Genomic DNA, 15819 nt, shown 5'->3' with positions numbered 1-15819 from the left:
GGGTGGGGGGCTGCGGGATCGCCGGTGATTGTCGGCGGCCATGCCGCCCCACGCTCGCGTGGGTGCATTGCACGCTGGCGCGGCGCCGGCCCCGCGGTCTACGCCCCGCGGGGCGGTGGATCGTCCTGCCAGGGGCCATGGGCCCGCAAGGCCTGCCAGTCGGGCCCGGGCAGGGCCTCGAAGTGCATCGGGCGCCCATCGGCCGGGTGGGGCAGCGCCAGCGCTGCCGCGTGCAGCCACAACCGGCCGATGCCCAGCCACGCGGCCACGGCGCGGTTGTGCGGGCCCTTGCCGTGCGTTGCGTCGCCGACGATCGGGTGGGCCAGCTGCTTCAGGTGGCGGCGGATCTGGTGGCGCCGGCCGCTCAAGGGGCGGGCCTCGACCAACGCGTAGCGGCTGGTCGGGTGGCGGCCGTCGACCGCGAACGGCCACTCGACCCGCGCCAGCCGCTGGAACAGCGTGCGTGCCGGCAACTGCACCTGGCCGGTGCTCGGCAGCTCGGGGTCGCGGGCCAGCGGGTGGTCGAGGTCGATGGTCTCGGCCGGCCAGCCGCGCACCAGCGCGAGGTAGCGCTTGGTGACCGCACCTTCGTCGAACGCCGCGCCGAGCGCGCGGGCTGCATCGGCATGGCAGGCCAGCACCAGCAGGCCCGAGGTGCCTTTGTCCAGCCGGTGGGCCGGGCCCAGGCCCGCAGGCAGGTCGGCCCCCAGCTGGTGTCGCAGTCGCTCGAGCACGGTGTCGGTCTCGTGCGCGTCCAGGCCGGTGCGATGGACCAGCAGACCCGGCGGCTTGTCGATCACCAGCAGGTCGTCGTCGCGATACAGAAGTTGCAGTTCGGCGTGACTGGTCACAGTGAGTGTGGGGTGACCGCGACGCAGCGTGGCGCGCGCATCCTACGTCCTAGGGAGAACCCTCTTTCGAGGGAATGACACGTCTGGTTGCGCCCGGAAAAATGGCGGACACGTGCAGTCGTCATGATGCGACCGCACTGGAGATTGCCATGCCCCAGACCTACTACCTCGGATACCGCTCGCTTTTCGTCACGCTCACCGCCTGGGCCGCCATTGTGATGGCCGCCGTGGCCTGCGCATTCGGGGCCATCCAGCAAGCGGCGCTGGCGTCGTGGCTGCCGGCGCTCGATTCGGCGGTGCAGTCCGAGCCGATGCCGCTGGTCAGCGGGATGATGCTGAGCTACCTGCCGTGGGTCACCGGCACCGGGCTGATCCTGGCGGTGGCGCTGCTGGTGGCGGCGGTGGGCCTGCTGATGCGCCTGGAATGGGCCCGCCGTGCCTTTATCGGCTTGGTGGTGGTGGCGATCGCCGCCAACCTGGCCAGCCTGTGGCTGCAGCACGAGTTCGTGCAGTCGCTGGTCGACGCCACGCTGCGCGACACCCCGCTGCCGATGGGCGCGGTCGGCGTGTTCGGTGGTTTCGCCACCGCGGCCAAGGTGCTGTCGGGCGTGGTCACGCTCGGGGCCTGCGGCCTGCTGGCCTGGGTCATCCGCCGCCTGATGTCGCCCAAGGTGCGGCAAGAGTTCGTCGCCTGAGGCGGCCGGGCTCGCCAGCCCCGACACAGAAAGGCCCGGCACTGCCGGGCCTTTCGCATTTCAGACCGTGCTGCTTGCCTCAGGCGGCGCTGGCCAAGGCAAAGCCTTCCAGCACGTTGACCACGTTCACCCCCATCGCTGCCACCGCGTAGCCGCCTTCGAGCGTGAACACCGTCGGCAGCCCGGCGGCGGCCAGGTCGCGGCCCAGTTGCAGGTAGTCGCCGCTGCCCAGCGTGAAGCGGGAGATCGGGTCGCCTTCGTAGGTGTCGACCCCGAGCGCGACGACCAGCGCGTCGGCGCCGAAATCGGTCACCCGCTGCAGCGCGGCCATCAGTGCCGTGCGCCAGGCGACGAAGCCGGTGCCCGCCGGCAGCGGCAGGTTCAGGTTGAAGCCGAAGCCGTCGCCTTCGCCGCGCTCGTCGGCGTGGCCCAGGAAGAACGGGTACTCGGTGCGCGGGTCGCCGTGGATCGAGATCGTCAGCACGTCCGAGCGGCCGTAGAACAGGCTTTGCGTGCCGTTGCCGTGGTGGTAGTCGACATCGACCACCGCCACGCGCTTGGCGCCGCCGTCGCGCAGCGACTGGGCCGCCAGCGCCGCGTTGTTCAAGAAGCAGTAGCCGCCGAAGAAGTCGGCGCCGGCATGGTGGCCGGGCGGGCGGGTCAGCGCCACCGCGGCGCGTTGCCCGCGGCCCACGGCCTGGGCGGCGGCCACTGCGCAGGCGGCGCCGGCCTCGGCGGCGGCCCAGGTGCCGGCCGTCAGCGGCGTGCCGGCGTCGTACGAATACAGCCCCATGCGGGCGGAGAAATTGGCCGGCTCGACATCGTGCCGAAAGCCCCGCACCGGCCAGGTCGAGGGCAGCGCGTCGACTTCGGCGTTCGCCGGGTCCAGCGCCACCCACTCGGCCCAGGCGTTGGCCAGAAAGTTCAGGTAGCGCGGCGCGTGCACACGCTCCAGCGTGGCGCGAGGCACCGGCGGTGCGTCGCACAGCTCGCCGACCGGGCGCCGGCCCAGCTCGGCCAGCACATGGTCCAGCCGGGCTGGCGTTTCGTGGCAGGGCACCAGGCGGCCGCGGAACATCTCGTGGCGCCCGTCGTGCAGCGCGTGGCGGGGGTTGGCGTAGATCAGCATCGGCGCAGGCCTCGTGTTCAAGTGTTTCGGGAATGCAGGTCACCGTCGACATAGGACCAGCGTTCGCTGGCCTCGTCGCGCACGAATCGGCTGGTCTCGTGCAGCCGGAACGCCCGGCCGCCCAGCTTGCTGCGGGCGACGAATTCGACCGTGGCGTGCCGGGCGTCTTGCACCGCGTGGCGGCGCACCTCCAAGCCGAGCCACTTCAGCCCCGGCTCGTTCGGCTCCAGCGTGGCCGGCCGGGTGCTCGGGTGCCAAGTGGCCAGCAGGTAGTCGGCCAGGCCCAGCACATAGGCGCTGTAGCGCGAGCGCATCAGCGCCTCGGCATCGGGGGCCTGGTATTGCAGGGGGCCGCTGTGCCAGCGCGCGCAGCACGCCTCGTAGGCCAGTGGCCGCTGGTCGCGGCCCAGGCGACCGCAAGGGCAGGGGGTGGACATGCCCGGCATCTTGCCGCAAGCCGGCGCCGGGCCGGGCCAGGCCCGGCGGTGGGTGGGTGGGCGCTTGATCTCGGCCCGCCTTCGCCGCAGACTGGGGCGTGACCTACGAGCCCGCCCAGGCCGAACTCTTCCCCGCCGAGGCACCGCGCCCGGTCGGGCGGCGCGGCAACGTGCGGGTCGGCACCTGCAGCTGGACCGACCCGTCGCTGATCAAGGCCAAGACCTTCTACCCGCGCGGCTGCAGCACGGCCGAGCAGCGGCTGGTCTACTACGCGAGCCAGTTCCCGATCGTCGAGGTCGACAGCAGCTTCTTCGCGATGCCCGAGCCCGATCATGCCCGGCTGTGGGCCCAGCGCACGCCGGCCGACTTTGTCTTCAACGTCAAGGCGTTCCGGTTGCTCACCGGCCACCAGACGCCGCCGCAGGTCTTTCCGCCCGACATCAAGCCGCTGCTGCCACCGTTGACCGGGCGCAAGAAGAACTACTACTACGCCGATGTGCCGGCCGAGATGCGCGACGAGCTGTGGCGGCGCTTCATCGCGGCGCTGGCGCCGCTGAAGGCGGCGGGCAAGCTGCGCGCGGTGCACTTTCAGTTCGCGCCGTGGGTCACCGGCGAGCCGGCCTGGCGGGCGCATGTCGAGCATTGTGTCGAGCGCATGGCCGGCCACCTGCTGGCGGTCGAGTTTCGCAACCAGACATGGCTGGGCGACAAGCAGGCCGAACACACGCTGGCCTGGGAGCGTGGGCTGGGCGTGGCTCATGTGGTGGTCGACGAGCCGCAGGGCGTGGGCAACTTCGCGCAGGCCGTGTGGGCGGTGACGAACCCGCAGCTGGCCATCGTCCGCCTGCATGGCCGCAACGCCGAGACCTGGACCGGCCAGGGCCTGTCGGCCTCGTCCGAACGGTTCAACTACGAGTACGCCGACGACGAACTGCACGAACTGGCCGGGCGCATCGAGGCATTGGCCGACGAGGCGTTCGAGCTGCAGGTGCTGCTCAACGTGAACTACGAAGACCAGGGCATCCGCGCCGCGCAGAAGCTGGCGCGCATCCTTCAAGCGTATGAATGGCCGGGTGGGCCGGTCGCCTGACAAGAAACGAAACACGCCGATACCCCGGCGAAAGGACGCGCGGCGGCCCGGCCGGCACGATGGGGACACCTGAACTTCCCATTGGCTGTCAAAGGAGCCGACCATGCGTAACTGGATCAAGAACACCCTGATTGCGGCCCTGGGCGCGAGCGTGGCGCTCGGCGGCATGGCCTTCGCCAGCAATGTGCGCGGCGGCTGCGGCTGGCACGGTCACGGCGCGATGAGCGAGGCCGACGTGGCCAAGTTCCGCGACAAGATCATCGACCGCGCCAGCAGCGAGCTGTCGCTCGACGCCACCCAGCGCCAGCACTTGGTGGCCCTGGCCGACACGCTGCACGCCCAGCGCCAGACCTTCATGCCCCAAGGCAGCAACCCGCGCGAACAGCTGCAGGCGCTGATCGCCGGCGAGCGCTTCGACGCCAGCCGCGCGCAAAGCCTGGTGCTCGAAAAGACCGAGGCCTTGCGCACCGCCAGCCCCGCGGTGATCGCCGCGGCCGCCGCCTTCTTCGACAGCCTGAAGCCCGAGCAGCAGCAGAAGCTGCGCGACTTCATGGCCCGCGGCGGCCACCACGGCTGGAGAGGCTGAGATGTGGCCGCACCGACCGATCGGCCGCGCGCTGATCACACTGGCGATTGCGCTGGTCGGTGGCCTGGCGCTGCTGCTGGACGCGGCGGCGCCACCGGCCGACGGCGGCCTCGTGGCCTGGCACGCGGTCAGCATGCTGGTGCTGGCCGCGCTGGCCTTGTGGGCGCTGTGGGCGCCGCAGCTGCCGCGGTCGGCGGGCCAGGTCATCACCGGCGTGCTCGGCCTGCTGCTGGTCGGCGGTCTGGCGGTCGCGGCGCGGCGCCTGCCGGTGCGCGACGTGGCCGCCATCTGGACCGCGATGGGCAGTGTGCTGGCACTGGCCGGCACTTTGTTCTTTGTCGGCACGCGCTGGGCGCGACGAGAAATCCGTTGGTGACTGGCGCCCCCGGTTGCGGAGTACCGCAACCACCCCCCAAGTGGGTGTGCGGCCGCTCGGGAGCGGCCCAGCGCTGGCCGCACGTGTGGTAACGAGGTGGGCAGCGGCAGACCGCTGCCCACCGGAGGGAACGCAGGGCTGACCGCCCGTGCGACGATAACGACATGCCCCGCATTTTGCTGATCGACGACGACGAGCACCTCGCTCCACCGCTCGCCACCTACCTGAAGCGTTTCGATTTCGAGCTCGCCTGGGCGGGCCGGCCCAGCCTCGGGCTGGCACGCCTGCGCGACGAGCGTTTCGACGCCGCCATCCTCGACGTGATGCTGCCCGAGATGGACGGGTTCGAGCTGCTGCGCACGATCCGCCAGAGCAGCGGGGCCATGGCCGACCTGCCGCTGATCATGCTCACCGCCCGCGGCGAGCTGCCCGACAAGGTGGTGGGGCTGGAGCTCGGCGCCGACGACTACCTGCCCAAGCCCTTCGAGCCGCGCGAGCTGGCCGCGCGCCTGCACACCGTGCTGCGCCGCCACCGCGTGACGGCGGCCACCTCGCCGACCGTGTCCAACCCGCCCGACCAGCTGTGCTTCGAAGAGATCTCGATCGACCTGGCGCGGCGCGAAGTGCGGCGCCAGGGCGCCGTGGTCGAGCTCACCGGCACCGAGTTCGAGCTGCTGGCGCTGCTGGCCAGCGAGCCGCGCAAGGTCTTCAGCCGCGACGAGATCCTGAACCGCCTGCGTGGCCACGACGCCGAGCTCGCCACGCGCGCGGTCGACATCCTGGTCTCGCGGTTGCGCCGCAAGCTCGAGCCGCTGGACTGCATCAAGACCTTGCGCAATGCCGGCTACGCATTTGCCGGCGCGCCGGCGGTGAACGGCAGCCTATGAGAGCCGCTGCCAGAGTCGCCCCGCGCCCTGCCTGCCGCGCCAACCGCAGCGCCTGCGCCGACCCGCGCTGGCACCGGCGCTGGCACCAGCGCATGCGCCACTCGCTGGGGCTGCGGCTGATCGTGCTGTTCCTGGCGCTGGCGCTGGCGATCAGCTGCACCTTCATGTTCGGCATGCAGCGCGCGTTCAGCACCGGCTGGCGCGACGTGGTCAAGCCGCTGGTGGTCGACTACGTGGACCGCCTGGCCGCCGACCTCGGCAGCCCGCCCGACATCGAGCGCGCGAAGGCGCTGACGGCGCGGCTGCCGCTGACGATCGAGATCGACGGCCCGCAGGTGCACTGGCGCTCGGCGCCGCCGCGGTTGGGGCCGGTGCTCGACGAGCACCCGCACGAGCTGCTGATCCGCACCACGGCCGACGGCCACCGAATCCGCTTCGGGCTCGACGCGCAGGCCTGGATGCAGCGGCCGCGCATGATCGGCTGGATGACGCTGACCGTGCTGCTGATGCTGACGGCGGTGGCCTGGAAGCTCGCGCACCACCTGTTCGGGCCGTTGAAAGAGATCGGCCTCGGTGTCGAGCGCTTCGGCCGCGGCGATTTCAGCCAGCCGATCACGCTGCACCGGCACGACGAGCTCGGCGAGCTGGCCGAGCAGGTCAACACGATGGCCGCCGATCTGTCGGGCATGCTCGATGCGAAGCGCGCGCTGCTGCTGGCCATCAGCCACGAGCTGCGGTCGCCGCTGACGCGCGCCCGGCTGAACGCTGAGCTGGTGCCCGACGGCCCCGAGCGCGACGCGCTGCTGCGCGACCTGGCCGAGATGCGCGACCTGGTCACCAGCCTGCTCGAAAGCGAGCGCCTGGCGCAGCCGCACGTGGCGTTGCAGCGCGAGCCGACCGACTTGGCGGTGCTGATCGCCAACCTGCAGGCCGGCCCCTTCATCGGCAAGCCGTTGTCGGTGGACCTGCCGCCCGATCTGCCGAGCGCCGAGGTCGACCGCACGCGGCTGACGCTGCTGCTGCGCAACCTGATTGACAACGCGCTGCGCCACGCTTCGGATGCGCAGCAGCCGCCCGAGTTGCGCGCGACGCTGGCCGACGGCCGGCTGACGCTGACGCTGCGCGACCACGGCCCCGGCGTGCCGCCCGAGGTGCTGGCCCGCTTGGCCGAGCCGTTCTACCGCGCCGATGCCGCCCGCCAGCGCGCCACCGGCGGGGTCGGGCTCGGGTTGTACCTGTGCCGGCTGATCGCCCAGGCGCACGGTGGCAGCCTGAGCTTCGAAGCCGCCGACCCCGGGCTGCGCGTGGTGCTCAGCCTGCCGTGGACTGGAACAGCGCGTCCATCGCCTGGTTGAAGATGCCGAAGTCCAGCGGCTTGGTCCAGTAGTCGGCAAAGCCGCTTTGCAGCGCGTGGCGAATGTCCTCGGGCATCGCGTTGGCCGACAGCGCGATGCACGGGATGCGCAGCGTGCGCGGGTCTTTGCGCAACTGGGCCATCACCTCCAGCCCGTGCAGGTCGGGCAGCTGCATGTCCAGCAGGATCAGCGACGGCGCCAGCTCGGCCGCTTTGCGCAGGCCGCTGCCGCCGTCGGGTGCGCTATGAAAGACCAGGCCGGGCCGGCGCTCGGCCAGCTCTTGCACGATCATCACGTTGACCGGGTTGTCTTCGATGTAGAGCAGCACCGGCGTGGCGCCGGGGGGCAGCGTGCCGGCGGGCGCCGCCTCGGGGGCGGGCGCTGGTGGTGCGGCGGGCAGGGCGGCAGGCGTTGACGTCGGTGCCGGTGCCGGTGCCGGCAACGCCGCGGCCGGCATCGGTGGCGCAGGCAGCTGCTCCACCAGCGTGAAGCCGGCATGGCCCGCGGCCGCCTCGTCGTCGGCCCGGCCCAGCCACAGCTCGAACTCGCTGCCCTGGCCGGGCGTGCTGCGGGCCGTGACCTCGCCGCCCATGCGCGCCATCAGCGTCTTCACCACCGCCAGCCCGATGCCCACGCCGGGCACACCGGGCTGCCGCTCGGCAGCGCGGTGAAAGGGCTCGAACGCCCGCTCCAGCGCCTCGGCCGACATGCCGTGGCCGCCGTCGCGCACGGTGATGCAGACGCGCCCGGGCGACACCGCGCGTGCGCTCAGGTCGACCCAGCCGCCCGGCCGGTTGTACTTGACGGCGTTGGTCAGCAGGTTCAGCAGCACCTGCTTCAGCCACAGCGCGTCGGCCATCGCGGCCAAGCCCGGCGCGCAGGGGTCGCGCCGCAGCGTCACGCCGCGCTCTTGCGCGGCGCCTTCGACCAGCGGCAGGGTGTCGGCGAACAGCTCTTCCAGCGGCACCCGGCTCAGCGGGTGGGTGTTGGCGGCCTCGCTGCCGGGGCGGGCCAGCTCGAGCACGTCGTTGATCAGCGCCAGCAGGTGCCGGCCGGCCGACTGGATGTGCTCCAGCCGCGCCAGCCGGGCGCCGGTGCCCTGGCGCTGGTCGTCGGCCAGCATCAGCTCGGTGAAGCCGAGGATCGCGTTGAGCGGCGTGCGCAGCTCGTGGCTCATGCGCGCCAGCAGCTCGGACTTGGCCTCGCTCTCGCGCTCGGCCACCGCCTTGGCCTGGCGCTGCGCCTCGGCCTCGCGGCTGGCGGTGATGTCCCAGTTGACGCCGATGCGCCGGATGATCACGCCCTGGTCGTCGAACACCGGCACCGAGCGCGAGGCCAGCCAGCGCACCTGGCCATCGGGCAGCATGACGCGGAATTCGTACTGCGTGGCGCCGCGCCCGCCCATCGCGCGCTGGATCTGCTGGCTCACGTAGTCGCGGTCGTCCGGGTGCAGCAGCTGCGTCATCTCGGCGATGGTCGGTGACTGCGGCCCCGGCGTCAGCCCGCGCAGCAAGAACATCTGCTCGTCCCAGCGGCTGGTGCCCTCGGGTAGGTCCCACTCCCAGGTGCCGATGCCGGCGGTGCGGGCGATCAGTGCAATCTGCTGGTTCGCGTCGCGCAGGCGCTGCTCGGCGGCCATCCGGGCGGTCACGTCGATCGCCATGCCGACGAACGCCAGCAGCTGGCCGTCGTCGCCGCGGATCGCCATGCGCCGCGTCAGCACCTGGCGCCACTGGCCGTCTTCGTGCTTGAAGCGGGCCACCGCCTCGACCTGCTTGCCCTGCTGGCGCGCCTGGTGGGCGGCCTCGATCATCACCGCCCGGTCGTCGGGGTGGATCGACAGCATCATGTCGTCCACCGGCCAGCCCTCGGGCCGCGGTGGGAGCCCCAGCAGCCGAAAGCCGGCCGTGTTGGCGTGCACCCGCTGCGTCGAGACGTCCAGCCGCCAGATGCTGACGTTGGACATGTCCAACGCCATGTGCAGCTGGTCGAGGTCGAAGCTGGGGTCCTGGGGCGTGGCGGTCATGGCGGTTCAAGCGCCGCCCTCGGCGCGTCGAGCGAGTTTAGGCCCACGGCCCGCCGGGCCGGCCCTGTGACTTGCCCCCAGAATGAGCCCATGAAATCCGTCAGCCTGTGTTCGCCGGTGCAAGGGGTGGTGATCGCGGTCGAAGCCGCGGTGGGCGATGCGGTGGCCGCCGGCCGGCCGGTCGTGGTGATCGAGTCGATGAAGATGGAGGTGCCGGTCGAGGCACCGTTCGCCGGCCGCGTGCGGGCCCTGCACATCGCCGTGGGCGACACGGTGGGCGAGGGCGAGGCGCTGGCGCGCTTCGACGAAAGCGCCGATACCTCGCCGGCCGCCGCCCCGGCCGCCGCGCCCTCGGCGCCGCACCCCGAGCTGCAGACCCTGCAGCGCCGCCGCCACCAACTGACCGACGCGGCCCGCCCCGAGGCCACGGCGCGCCGCCACGCCGCCGGGGGCCGCACGGTGCGCGAGAACCTCGCCAACCTGGTCGATGCCGGCAGCTTCAACGAATACGGTGCGCTGGCCGTGGCGGCGCAGCGCAGCCGCCGCCCGCTCGACGAGCTGATCGCCCAGACGCCGGCCGATGGCCTGGTCACCGGCATCGGCACCGTCAACGCCGCCGCGTTCGGCGCCGAGCGGGCGCGCTGCGCGGTGATGGCCTACGACTACACCGTGCTGGCCGGCACGCAGGGCGTGTTCAACCACCACAAGAGCGACCGCCTGCTGGACCTGGCCGGCCGGCTGAAGCTGCCGGTGGTGCTGTTCGCCGAAGGCGGCGGTGGCCGGCCGGGCGATGTCGATTGGCCGATCGTCGCCGGGCTCGACTGCACCACCTTCGCCCGCTGGGCCGCGCTGGCCGGCCAGGTGCCGCGGGTCGGCATCGTCGCCGGCCGCTGCTTTGCCGGCAACGCGGCGCTGCTGGGCTGCGCCGACGTGATCATCGCCACCGATTCGGCCAGCATCGGCATGGGCGGCCCGGCCATGATCGAGGGCGGCGGCCTGGGCAAGGTGGCGCCAGAGGACGTGGGGCCCGTGTCGGTGCTGGGCCCGAACGGCGTGATCGATGTTCGCGTGGCCGACGAGGCCGCCGCGGTGGCGGCGGCCAAGCGTTACCTCGGCTACTTTCAAGGCCCGCTGCCGCCAGGCGAGGCGGCCGACCAGGCGCCGCTGCGCCACGCACTGCCCGAGAACCGCAACGCGCTGTATGACCCGCGGGCCATCATCCACACGCTGGCCGATGCCGGCTCGGTGATGGAGCTGCGGGCCGAGTTCGGGCCGGGCGTGATCACGGCGCTGGTGCGCATCGCGGGCCGGCCGGTGGCGCTGGCCGCCAGCCACCCGCGCCACCTGGCCGGCGCGCTGGACGCACCCGCCTGCGACAAGCTCGCCCGCTTCATGCAACTGGCCGACGCGTTCGGCCTGCCGCTGGTCACGCTGGTCGACACACCCGGCTTCATGGTCGGCCCGGCCTCGGAGGCGACCGCGATGGTGCGCCACGCGGCGCGCCTGTTCGTCAACGCGGCGGCGCTGCGGGTGCCGGTGTTCAGCGTGGTGCTTCGCCGGGGCTATGGCCTGGGGGCGATGGCGCTGACGGCCGGGCACTTTCACGCCCCGGTGGCCACCGCCGCCTGGCCCAGCGCCGAGTTCGGCGCGATGGGCATCGAGGGCGCCGTGCGGCTGGGCTTCAAGAAGCAGCTCGATGCGGCCGGCGAGGGCCGCCAGGCCTTGTTCGACCAACTGGTGGCCGAGCACATGGCCCGTGGCCGCGCGATCAACATGGCCAGCCACCTCGAGATCGACGACGTGATCGACCCCGCCGACACCCGCGCCTGGCTGGCGCGTGGCCTGCAGGCGGCGGCGGGCTCACCGCTGCCGCCGCGCCGCGGGTTGCTCGACACCTGGTAACGGCCAAGTGTCCTGTCTCAGGAATACGTGCCATTGAGATTCGACCAGATGGTGATGATCGCGCGGCCGGGCGGCTGGGCAGATACCCCGCGTATCTGCCCTGAGGACCGGGCGCGCGAGGGCGCCATCTGGTCGAACCCTTCGGGCGGGTCGAAATGGGGCGCTCGCAGCGCCGCCAAGCCGGGCAGATACCAGCAGGTATCTGCCCGGCTCGTCGACTCGCGATCATCCCCATTGCGGCCCGTCGCAATGACACGTATTCCTGAGACAGGACACTCAGCCTTGTCACAATCGACCCACCATGCTGCTTTCACCACCTCTTTGCCCGCCGGACGAGCAGGACGCTGCGCTGGCCGAACTGGGTTTCTCTGTTCTGGGGGCCGCGGGTGCGGCAGAGCTGCTCGGCGAGCCGGTGGCGGCACTGGCGCGCTGGCTGCCGTTCTGGGACGACCTGCCGCCCGACGCCTACCTGAAAGACGGTGGTCGCTACCGCCGCCGTCGGCATGGCTGCTTCATCGTCGACGGTGAATCGGTGCGGCTGCAGCCGCACCGGCCACACTGGCAGCCGGTGGAATACAACGCGCTGCACGGCGGGATCGAGCGGCACTTCGAGCCGCTGCCCGAGGCGCTGGTGGCCGACCCGCTGTGGGCGCGCTGGCTGATGATGGGCGCGGCGCGCGCCTCAGCCTTGAAAGGCGTGCAGCCCTGGTACGTCGAAGCGCACATGTTCCGCATCGACACCACCGACGGCATCGGCCGCCCGACACCCGAAGGCGCCCACCGCGACGGTGTCGACCTGGTCAGCGTGACGCTGATCGCACGCGAGGGCATCAAGGGCGCCGAGACCCGGGTCTTCGCCGCCGAAGGCCGCGAGGGCCTGCGCTTCACCCTGAGCGAGCCGTTCTCCACGCTGTGGCTCGACGACGCCAAGGTGATCCACGAATCCACGCCGATCCAGCCGCTGCAACCCAGCGGCAGCGGCCATCGCGACACGCTGGTGCTCACCTACCGCGCCGGCGGATTTCAAGGGCCCGGCACCTGACCGGTTGCCCCGCCCGCCCAACACCACAAGCAGAGGGATAGTCGATGAGCGAAGACCACAAGGCCACGGCGGCCGAGAAGGAAGAAGCGAACAAGCGCCAGCGCGCGGCGGTGGACCAGGCGCTGGCCGAGGCACCGGCGCGCAGCAGCGGCAGCGTCACGCTGGGTGGCCAGCGGCTGGCCTACCAGGTCGACGCCGGCTTCGTGCCGGTGCGCTCGGGCACGCTGGGCGAAACCCACGGCGAGCCCGACGCCGCGATCTTCATGACCTCGTACCAGCTGGACGGCGACGCTGCCGCCCAGCGCCCGATCTGCTTCGCCTTCAACGGCGGCCCCGGCTCGGCGTCGATGTTCTTGCACCTGGGCGCGCTGGGCCCCAAGCGGGTGCGCGTGCGCGACGACGGCGGCATGCCGGCGCCGCCCTACCGCGTCGAAGACAACCCGCTGTCGTGGTTCGAGCATTTCGACCTCGTCTTCATCGACCCGCCGCACACCGGCTACTCGCTGACCGCCAACGAAGACGCGCGCAAGAAGGCCTTCAGCGTCGATGGTGACGTGGCGATGCTGTGCGAGGCGATGCGCGCCTGGCTGGGCCGGCACCGCCGCTGGGGCTCGCCGGTCTACCTGTGCGGCGAGAGCTACGGCACCACCCGCGCGGCGGCGATGGCCGAGCTGCTGTGCGGGCAGGGCGTGGCGCTGGCCGGCCTGATCCTCGTGTCGTGCGCGATGGACATCCAGGCGCTCGAGTTCTCGCCCCGCAACGACCTGCCGTATGCGCTGTTCCTGCCCGCGTTCGCCGGCACCGCGCAGTTCCACGGCTGCCTGAAGGGCCCGCTGGCCCAGTCGGCCGACGCCGCGCGCCAGGCCGCGCTCGACTTCGTGCACAGCGACTACCTGAGCGCGCTGCACCGCGGCGCCACCTTGTCCGACAAAGAGCGCGCGCGCATCGCCAAGCGCATCGGCGAGCTGATCGGCCTGCCGGCGGCGGTGGTCGAGCACATGCACCTGCGCGTGTCCGACTTTCGCTACTTCCACGAGCTGTTGCGCGACCGCGGCCAGGTGCTGGGCCGGCTCGACGCGCGGGTGGCCGGCCCGATGGGCCCCGACCGCAAGCGCGAGTGGGAGTTCGACCCGTCGATCGACGCGCTGGTCGCCCCCTACACGATGGCGGCGATGGACTACTTTCGCAGCACGCTGGGCATCGGCGAGGCCGAGGGCTCGGTCGAGCGCGTGTATGTGCCCATGTCCGAGCAGGCGCACAAGGCCTGGCACTGGAACCGCGGCGACAGCCAGGGCAACAGCTACACCTGCACCAGCACCGACCTGGCCCGCGCGCTGCGGCGCCTGCCGCACTTGGGCGTGTTCGTCGCCAGCGGCCAGTTCGACCTCGGCACGCCCTACAGCGCCACCGACTGGAGCCTGGACCAGCTCGACATCAACGCCGAGGTGCGCGCGCGCATCACGCACCGCTACTACGGCGCCGGGCACATGATGTACACCCGCGAAGCCGACATCCGCCAGCTGAAGAGCGACCTCGCCGGCTGGCTGGCCGCGCTGCCTCACTAACCAGTCAACCAGCCAACCAGCTAACCAGACAAGTCCATGCACCCGTTCCGCTGGCTCAGCCTGCGGCAGCTGCTCACCCTGCCGTACGTGGCCTTGGTGCTGGGGCTGGCGGTGGTGCTGGGGCTGCTGTCGTACCGCACCGGGCGCGATGCGGTCGACGAGCTGTCCGAGCGGCTGCTGGCCGAAACCGTGGGCCGCATCGGGCGCGCGGTCGACCAGCAGCTCGAGGCGTCCAGCCGCGTGCTGGACATCGCCTTCCCGGCCGGCGAGCCGGCGCCCGACGAGATCGAGCCGGTGCTCAGCGAGCTGCGGCTGCGCTTCTGGCTCGCCACCTCGGTGCACCGCGAGCTCAACAACTACGCCTACTACGGCGACGAGCAGGGGCGTTTCTTCGGCCTGTGGCGCGACAGCAGCGAAGCGGCCGAGCTGCGGCTGCGCCTGCGCGGCGAGGGGCCGCGCACGCTGTTCCGCTTCGAGGGGCCGCGCGGCGTGCTGCACGACGGCCTGCCCGAGGCCAAGGTCTTCGATCCGCGCCAGCGGCCGTGGTACCAGGCCGCCAAGGCGCGGCCGGGCGACAGCTGGTCGCCGATCTACATCGACTTTCGCACCCAGGAGCTGGTGGCCACGCGCACGCGCCAGGTGTTGGGCCATGACGGCCAGATGCGCGGCGTGGTGGCCACCGATGTGTCGCTGCGCCAGCTGAGCGAGTTCGTGCAGGGCCTGCAGCCCAGCGCCCACGGCGTGGCCTTCGTCGTCGAGCCCAACGGCGACCTGATCGCCACCTCGCGCGGCGCCCATTTGCAGCGCGACGGCGAAGGCGCCGCCAAGCGCCTGAACGCCCTGGCCGCGGACGACGCGCTGCTGGCGACCACCTATGCCCGCGTGAAGGCGCTGATCGACGAAGCGGGCGAGGGCGCCACGACCCGCTCGAGCCGCATCGACGGCCCCGATGGCGCCTCGGTGCAAGTGGCCTACGCGCGCCTGCACGACAACGCCGGGCTCGACTGGATCATCGCCGTGGCGGTGCCGCGCAGCGACTTTCTGCACCGCGTGACCGCCAACCTCTACCAAAGCGTGGCGCTGGCCTTGCTCGCGGCGCTGTCGGTGGTGGGCGTGGGCTGGATCAGCCTGGGCGTCGTCTCACGCGACCTGCGCGCCATCGCGGTGGCCGCGCGCCAGATCGGCGAAGGCCATTTCGACACGCCGCTGAGCATCGACCGGCACGACGAGATCGGCGACCTGGCGCAGAGCTTTGCGACGATGCGCCACAAGCTCTCGACCGACCGCCTGACCGGCCTGGCCAACCGCGAGGCAACCATCCGCCGCATCAGCGACCGCATCGAGCAACACCGGCGCGACACCGACGGCCAGCCCTTCGCGCTGCTGTTCCTCGACGTCGACGGCTTCAAGGCCGTCAACGACCGCTACGGCCACGGCGCCGGCGACCAGGTGCTGCGCGAGCTGGCCAACCGCATGGCCACGGCCGTGCGCGAGGGCGACCTGGTGGCCCGCTGGGCCGGCGACGAGTTCCTGATCGTGCTCGACGGCGTCGGCCACGTCGAGCTCGCCCGCCGCATCGCCGACCAGCTCGAAGCGCGCCTGAGCGAGCCGATCGACGCCGCCCGCGACGCCCAGGTCGGCGTGTCGATCGGCTTGGCGCTGTACCCGCGCGACGGCGACGACGTGCCGTCGCTGATCCAGCAGGCCGATGCGGACATGTACCGCCGCAAGCGGGCCACCTGAAATCGGCCGGGGCGGCGCCCCGGTTCGACCGGGATCCAAACTGGGCTGGTCCGCGTATACCAGGGCAAGATGACAGGCCGGTCCGGCGACCACCCCCTAATTACTCCCCGGGGAATTCCCTTGTTTGAGGAAAT

Annotated in this window: 14 protein-coding genes; 10 read left to right on the top strand and 4 right to left on the bottom strand. The window is 71.8% G+C overall.

Annotated features, from left to right (window positions below; translation table 11 throughout):
* Positions 1 to 98: 98 nt before the first annotated feature.
* Positions 99 to 851: a pseudouridine synthase gene (locus ACE3SG_RS03575; RefSeq protein WP_374562606.1), complete on the bottom strand. Its 753-nt coding sequence runs from the start codon at positions 849 to 851 to the stop codon at positions 99 to 101.
* Between the two features lie 149 nt (positions 852 to 1000).
* Here ACE3SG_RS03575 and ACE3SG_RS03570 point away from each other — a divergent pair, with 149 nt between their 5' ends.
* Entirely contained in the window at positions 1001 to 1546 is a 546-nt protein-coding gene (locus tag ACE3SG_RS03570; protein WP_374562605.1) for a hypothetical protein, read from the top strand.
* Positions 1547 to 1625: 79 nt separating this feature from the next.
* On the opposite strand, the gene ACE3SG_RS03565 is transcribed toward ACE3SG_RS03570, so the two are convergent.
* Both ACE3SG_RS03565 and ACE3SG_RS03560 read right to left on the bottom strand, forming a co-directional pair.
* Positions 1626 to 2675, bottom strand: a complete 1050-nt coding sequence (locus ACE3SG_RS03565) for a histone deacetylase family protein (RefSeq protein ID WP_374562604.1) — start codon at positions 2673 to 2675, stop codon at positions 1626 to 1628.
* Positions 2676 to 2692: 17 nt separating this feature from the next.
* On the bottom strand, positions 2693 to 3112 hold the full coding sequence (locus ACE3SG_RS03560) for a YchJ family protein (RefSeq protein WP_374562603.1): 420 nt from the start codon (positions 3110 to 3112) through the stop codon (positions 2693 to 2695).
* Between the two features lie 98 nt (positions 3113 to 3210).
* Here ACE3SG_RS03560 and ACE3SG_RS03555 point away from each other — a divergent pair, with 98 nt between their 5' ends.
* The 5 genes from ACE3SG_RS03555 to ACE3SG_RS03535 all read left to right on the top strand — a co-directional run bounded on the left by ACE3SG_RS03555 (position 3211) and on the right by ACE3SG_RS03535 (position 7407).
* Entirely contained in the window at positions 3211 to 4203 is a 993-nt protein-coding gene (locus ACE3SG_RS03555; protein ID WP_374562602.1) for a DUF72 domain-containing protein, read from the top strand.
* A gap of 103 nt (positions 4204 to 4306) precedes the next feature.
* Complete coding sequence (locus ACE3SG_RS03550; RefSeq protein WP_374562600.1) at positions 4307 to 4789, top strand: Spy/CpxP family protein refolding chaperone; 483 nt, start codon at positions 4307 to 4309, stop codon at positions 4787 to 4789.
* Position 4790: 1 nt separating this feature from the next.
* A complete protein-coding gene (locus ACE3SG_RS03545) occupies positions 4791 to 5165 on the top strand; it encodes a hypothetical protein (protein WP_374562599.1) in 375 nt (124 codons plus the stop codon).
* 164 nt (positions 5166 to 5329) lie between these two features.
* Complete coding sequence (locus ACE3SG_RS03540; protein ID WP_374562598.1) at positions 5330 to 6052, top strand: response regulator transcription factor; 723 nt, start codon at positions 5330 to 5332, stop codon at positions 6050 to 6052.
* Positions 6049 to 7407 carry an ATP-binding protein gene (locus ACE3SG_RS03535; RefSeq protein WP_374562597.1) on the top strand — a complete coding sequence of 453 codons (1359 nt, stop codon included), beginning with the start codon at positions 6049 to 6051 and terminating at the stop codon, positions 7405 to 7407. Before ACE3SG_RS03540 ends, ACE3SG_RS03535 begins: the two co-directional genes overlap by 4 nt.
* Here ACE3SG_RS03535 and ACE3SG_RS03530 read toward each other — a convergent pair.
* Positions 7364 to 9433, bottom strand: coding sequence for a PAS domain-containing protein (locus tag ACE3SG_RS03530; protein ID WP_374562595.1), 2070 nt, complete (start codon positions 9431 to 9433; stop codon positions 7364 to 7366). The two genes, ACE3SG_RS03535 and ACE3SG_RS03530, sit on opposite strands and share 44 nt — an antisense overlap.
* A gap of 90 nt (positions 9434 to 9523) precedes the next feature.
* Between ACE3SG_RS03530 and ACE3SG_RS03525 the strand changes: the two genes are divergently transcribed.
* The 4 genes from ACE3SG_RS03525 (at position 9524) to ACE3SG_RS03510 (ending at position 15685) form a co-directional block, all read left to right on the top strand.
* Positions 9524 to 11335, top strand: a complete 1812-nt coding sequence (locus tag ACE3SG_RS03525) for a carboxyl transferase domain-containing protein (protein ID WP_374562594.1) — start codon at positions 9524 to 9526, stop codon at positions 11333 to 11335.
* A 301-nt stretch (positions 11336 to 11636) separates the two neighbouring features.
* Positions 11637 to 12377, top strand: coding sequence for a 2OG-Fe dioxygenase family protein (locus ACE3SG_RS03520; RefSeq protein WP_374562593.1), 741 nt, complete (start codon positions 11637 to 11639; stop codon positions 12375 to 12377).
* 44 nt (positions 12378 to 12421) lie between these two features.
* Complete coding sequence (locus tag ACE3SG_RS03515) at positions 12422 to 13942, top strand: S10 family peptidase (protein ID WP_374562591.1); 1521 nt, start codon at positions 12422 to 12424, stop codon at positions 13940 to 13942.
* A 36-nt stretch (positions 13943 to 13978) separates the two neighbouring features.
* Entirely contained in the window at positions 13979 to 15685 is a 1707-nt protein-coding gene (locus ACE3SG_RS03510) for a diguanylate cyclase domain-containing protein (protein WP_374562590.1), read from the top strand.
* The last annotated feature ends 134 nt before the right edge of the window (positions 15686 to 15819 follow it).

The sequence above is a fragment of the Ideonella sp. genome, from assembly GCF_041914305.1.
Lineage (GTDB): Bacteria > Pseudomonadota > Gammaproteobacteria > Burkholderiales > Burkholderiaceae_C > Ideonella.
This window is presented reverse-complemented; position numbering and strand designations above follow the sequence as displayed.

What these genes read in the sequence shown, in the direction of transcription:
- ACE3SG_RS03530 (WP_374562595.1), bottom strand. Translation starts at nt 9,433, where the DNA reads ATGACCGCCACGCCCCAGGACCCCAGCTTCGACCTCGACCAGCTGCAC.
- ACE3SG_RS03520 (WP_374562593.1), top strand. Translation starts at nt 11,637, where the DNA reads ATGCTGCTTTCACCACCTCTTTGCCCGCCGGACGAGCAGGACGCTGCG.
- ACE3SG_RS03525 (WP_374562594.1), top strand. Translation starts at nt 9,524, where the DNA reads ATGAAATCCGTCAGCCTGTGTTCGCCGGTGCAAGGGGTGGTGATCGCG.
- ACE3SG_RS03545 (WP_374562599.1), top strand. Translation starts at nt 4,791, where the DNA reads ATGTGGCCGCACCGACCGATCGGCCGCGCGCTGATCACACTGGCGATT.
- ACE3SG_RS03510 (WP_374562590.1), top strand. Translation starts at nt 13,979, where the DNA reads ATGCACCCGTTCCGCTGGCTCAGCCTGCGGCAGCTGCTCACCCTGCCG.
- ACE3SG_RS03560 (WP_374562603.1), bottom strand. Translation starts at nt 3,112, where the DNA reads ATGTCCACCCCCTGCCCTTGCGGTCGCCTGGGCCGCGACCAGCGGCCA.
- ACE3SG_RS03550 (WP_374562600.1), top strand. Translation starts at nt 4,307, where the DNA reads ATGCGTAACTGGATCAAGAACACCCTGATTGCGGCCCTGGGCGCGAGC.
- ACE3SG_RS03540 (WP_374562598.1), top strand. Translation starts at nt 5,330, where the DNA reads ATGCCCCGCATTTTGCTGATCGACGACGACGAGCACCTCGCTCCACCG.
- ACE3SG_RS03515 (WP_374562591.1), top strand. Translation starts at nt 12,422, where the DNA reads ATGAGCGAAGACCACAAGGCCACGGCGGCCGAGAAGGAAGAAGCGAAC.
- ACE3SG_RS03565 (WP_374562604.1), bottom strand. Translation starts at nt 2,675, where the DNA reads ATGCTGATCTACGCCAACCCCCGCCACGCGCTGCACGACGGGCGCCAC.
- ACE3SG_RS03570 (WP_374562605.1), top strand. Translation starts at nt 1,001, where the DNA reads ATGCCCCAGACCTACTACCTCGGATACCGCTCGCTTTTCGTCACGCTC.
- ACE3SG_RS03535 (WP_374562597.1), top strand. Translation starts at nt 6,049, where the DNA reads ATGAGAGCCGCTGCCAGAGTCGCCCCGCGCCCTGCCTGCCGCGCCAAC.